5 protein-coding genes are annotated in these 4,274 nt (G+C 70.2%); all 5 read right to left on the bottom strand.

What is annotated here, in order from left to right:
* A partial coding sequence (locus J7E68_RS13490) for an NUDIX domain-containing protein (RefSeq protein ID WP_215173385.1) occupies window positions 1-540 on the bottom strand: 540 nt, incomplete at its 3' end.
* 29 nt (window positions 541-569) lie between these two features.
* The gene (locus tag J7E68_RS13485; RefSeq protein ID WP_215173383.1) at window positions 570-1,790 is read right to left on the bottom strand and encodes an MFS transporter; all 1,221 of its coding nucleotides are present in this window, start codon (window positions 1,788-1,790) and stop codon (window positions 570-572) included.
* Window positions 1,791-1,865: 75 nt separating this feature from the next.
* Window positions 1,866-2,192, bottom strand: coding sequence for a thiamine-binding protein (locus J7E68_RS13480; RefSeq protein ID WP_215173381.1), 327 nt, complete (start codon window positions 2,190-2,192; stop codon window positions 1,866-1,868).
* A gap of 4 nt (window positions 2,193-2,196) precedes the next feature.
* The gene (locus J7E68_RS13475) at window positions 2,197-3,435 is read right to left on the bottom strand and encodes a hypothetical protein (protein WP_311416925.1); all 1,239 of its coding nucleotides are present in this window, start codon (window positions 3,433-3,435) and stop codon (window positions 2,197-2,199) included.
* Entirely contained in the window at window positions 3,432-4,268 is an 837-nt protein-coding gene (locus tag J7E68_RS13470; protein ID WP_215173386.1) for an NAD(P)H-hydrate dehydratase, read from the bottom strand. The genes J7E68_RS13475 and J7E68_RS13470 overlap by 4 nt, the downstream gene beginning before the upstream one ends.
* Window positions 4,269-4,274: the final 6 nt, after the last annotated feature.

Here is a 4,274-nt window from a genome sequence, read left to right as displayed (position 1 = left end):
ACCCTGAGGGGTCTGCACCACACGGGTCGAGAAGTGCCGGGCCACCCCGGCCGACGCGAGCGCCTGCTCGACGGACTCGAACCTGCTCAGCTGATGCAGCGTCACCCAGGTCGGCGGGAAGAGCGTCCACTCCCCCGCTGCATGCCTCGACAGCGCGTCGGCGGGGCTCAGCCACACCGCGTCGGCGACCTCTTCCGCACTGAACCGCAGCTCGCCGTCCGGTGCCTCGGCGAGGAAGAACCAGGTCCGGATCCGCACGGGCGCCTGGGCAGGAGGCTGCCACCGCGACAGCAGCACCGGATCGCTGATGACGAGTCCGACCTCTTCGGCCGTCTCGCGAATCGCCGCGCGTCGGGCATCGTCGCCCTCATCGGCACCCTCGCGCCGGTCGGCGGGCTCGACCTTGCCTCCGGGAAACACCCACGCGCCGGCGAACGATCCGCGTTCCGGTCGACGCATGAACAGCACGGTGAAGCCGTCGGCCTCGGGGCGCAGCAGCACGGCGGTCCCGGCGACGGGGAGGGCGTCGAGTTCGGTCACATCCTCACCCTACGGCCGCCGCATTCCGCTCACACAGAGGCGAACGCCGGCTTCCGCGCCTCCGAGCGGTACGACAGCAGAGCGATCACGAGCCCCGCGACGGCGAGCGCCGCACCCGTCCACGACGGAGCGACGAACCCCCACCCGGCGGCGATCACGCTGCCGCCGAGGAACGCGCCGAGGCTGTTGCCGATGTTCAGGGCGGAGTGGTTCATCGCGGCGGCGATCGACTGGTTGTCCCCGGCGACGTCCATCAGCCGGGTCTGGATCGTGGGGCTGAGCACCGACGACACGAACCCGACGACGAGCACGAGGAGCGCCAGGGTGACGATCCAGGACGCCAGCACCGCGAGGAGGGCGAACACGACGGCCATCGCCGCGAGTCCGAAGAGCAGTGTTCGACGCAGGTCGATGTCGGCGAGATGGCCGCCGACGAGGTTGCCCGCCGTCATCCCGAGTCCCATCAGCACCAGGACGATCGGCACCGCCCACTCGGGAGAGCCTGCGACCTCGGTCACCAGGGGTGCGATGTAGCTGTACACGGCGAAGAACCCGCCGAAACCGATGGCACCGACACCGAGCGTGAACCAGACCTGAGGGATGCGGAAGACACCGAGCTCTTCGCGCATCGTCCGCCCCGGAGATCCGGGGTGCTTCGGAACGAAGAAGGCGATGCACACGGTCGCGAGGGCGAAGACGATCGTCACGACGGCGAACGCCGCCCGCCATCCCCAGAGCTGGCCGAGGAAGGTGCCCAGGGGCACTCCCACGACGTTCGCGACGGTCAGACCGGTGAGGATGAAGGCCACGCCCTTGGCACGGTTGCCCGGACCCATGACATCTGCGGCGACGAGCGCGCCGATCCCGAAGTACGCGCCGTGCGGGAGACCTGCGAGGAATCGCGAGGCGCCGACGAGCTCGAAGGTCGGCAGGAACACCGTGAGCGCGTTGAAGACGGTCAGCGCCAGCGCCAGCGCGATCATCACGCGATGGCGGGGGTATCGGGCGACGAACCCTGCGATCGTGGGAGCACCGATCACGACGCCGAGAGCGTAGAGCGAGATCAGCCAGCCGGCCTGGCTCAGAGCGTCTTCCGGGCTGCTCGCCGAGAGGGTGGGCAGCAGTTCGTCGGCGATGTTGGGCAGCAGGCCCATGACGACGAACTCGGTCATGCCGATGCCGAAACTGCCGATGGCGAGGGAGAGGAGCGCCCACTTCGCCGCACCCCTCGATTCAGTCGAGGGATTCACCCGTCGAGTCTACGCGGTGGCGAACGCGCCGGGCGTCGCGCGGTGGGATGCCCCTCTCCACCCCTGCCGGCAGAGTCAGTCCGCTTCGTCGATCGCCGCCTCGAGTCGCTCGATCTTCGCGTCGAGCTCGCCGGAGTATCCGGGGCGGATGTCGGCCTTGAGCACGAGCGACACCCGCGACCCGAACGGCATCACCGCCTCGGTGGCTCGCTTGACGACGTCCATCACCGTGTCCCAGTCGGGCCCCTCGACCTCGGTGAACATGCTCGTGGTGCGGTGGGGCAGACCGGATTCCCGCACGACTCGGACGGCGGCGGCGACCGCGTCGTGGACAGACGCGTCGGAGCGCTCGGATCCGTCGGAGGGGACGCCGCTCGGTGCGACGGAGAAGGCGATCAGCATGGGTTCACTCCCGGTGGGTTGTCGGACGAGGGGCGGGCACCCGGACGACGGCTCGGACGCCGACGACGAGGGCCACGATGAGCAGGATGTTGCGCAGCGTCAGGATCACGACCGGAAGCAGCTCGGCTCGCAGAAGCGCATCGTACGTGAGCGGGTACACGAGACACGTCAGGGCGCACAGGCCCAACACGATCGCAGCGGGCACCGCGGCCCTCGTGCGGTCGAGGACCAGCCACAGCACGACGGGCGCGATCAGCCATGTCTGGAACTGCGGTGAGCCGACCTTGTTCAGCACGATCAGCGCAGCGACCAGAGTCAGCGCGAGCGGAGGGAACAGACGGGCGAACGTCGCTCCCCTCGTCGCCTTGAGAGCGCCGACGACCGTGACCCCGATGACGACGAGCCCCATCAGCGGAGTGAGCACCGCGCTGACGGCATCCGCCCCCTGGGCGCTGATCTGGAACGTCAGGATGTCGAAGCTGTACTCGATACGGGCGGCTCCCGTCATCGCGAGCCAGAGGAACGGGGTCGCGGCGACCGCTTCGATCTGCAGGCCGCGTCCGGTCTGCTCGGTCAGGAAGCCGAAGATCTCGCCGTCGGCGCCGACGAGGAACAGCACGACGACGATGCATGCCGACACCGCGGCCGCGGTGAGCATCACCCGCATCCGCGTTCGGACCGCGACGATCGCACCGAGCAGCAGGGCTCCCGGCCAGATCTTGATCCAGGCGCCGATGGCGAGCAGCACCGCAGCGACCGCCGGACGACGGGTGAGCCAGAGCCCGCCGATCACCGCGATCGGCACGGTGATCGCATCGATCCGGTACATCGCGATCGGTCCCAGCAGAAGCAGGGCCGCCACCCAGAACCAGGCCGCGACGCGTCGCGGGCGAGACGGCGCGCGACCGACGAGCACGGCGAAGGCGATCGTGTCGAGCACCGTGACGAGCGCCGCCCAGGCGATCAGGTAGGCCTCTGATGCGCCCAGCACCGCGATGAGCGGAGTCGACATGATCTTCGCGATCAGCATGGGCACGAGCGCGAGCTGCGGGTAGACCCATGTCTCTGTGACGCCGACGATCTCCCCACCCGACAGGGCCGCAGCCGACCAGGGCTCGTACACCAGCACGACGTCGCCCATCGGCTGACTCGGATACAGCCAGCCGGTGATCGCCGTGACGACATGCACGACGACGAAGGCGCTCCAGAGTGCGACGAGTCGCATCGTCGAGGTGCGGCTCACGCGATGACGTCCGCGATCGCGCGGGGCAGCGCCTCGGCGACATCGAGGGCGACGATCGGATGCCCCGGCCCACCGCCCTGAGCGCTGACGCCGGAAGCGATCCGGCCGGCGTGGCCGTGCAGCCACGCCGCGGCCGCCGCGACCTCGGCCGTCGCAGCGTCGGCGTTTCCCGCGAGCAGTGCTCCGAGCACGCCGCCGAGGACATCGCCGGTGCCCGCTGTGGCGAGCCACCCGGTCCCTGCCTCCACCCGGATGACGGCTCCATCCGCGTCGGCGATCAGCGTCTGCGCGCCCTTCAGCAGGACAGTGGCTCCGAGTTCGGCCGCGACACGGGCGACAGCGCTCACGCGGTCGTCATCGGCCGCGGACCCCAGCTGGTCCTGCAGGCGCTCGAACTCCCGTCGGTGCGGCGTCAGCACGAGAGGTGCCCGACTTCCCGGCGCCAGATCCAGCGCGCCCGCGTCGACGACCACCGGGGCGGGGCCATCGAGCAGGTCGCGCAGTTCGCGCTCCTCGTCGCGGCTGCGGCTCGCGGCATCCGTTCCGGACCCGATCACCCAGGCGCCGACCCGAGCACCGGCGGCGTGCGAGCTGACCACGGTCTCCGGGCGCCGGGCGATCACCGCGTCCGCGGCTCGGCCCTCTCCGACATATCGGACGAAACCCGCTCCTGCACGCCATGCGGCCTCCACGCCGAGCACAGCGGCACCCGGGTAGGCGGACGAGCCGGTGCGCAGGCCCACCACCCCGCGGGAGTATTTGTCGTCATCCGCTCCCGGCACCCGCAGGAACCGTGCGGTGTCATCGTGGCGCCAGTGTCGTACGTCGGGCATGACTCC

Source organism: Microbacterium sp. ISL-103 (assembly GCF_018613995.1).
Lineage (GTDB): Bacteria > Actinomycetota > Actinomycetes > Actinomycetales > Microbacteriaceae > Microbacterium.
Note: the sequence above shows the minus strand (reverse complement) of the source record. Positions and strands in the feature narration are given on the sequence as shown.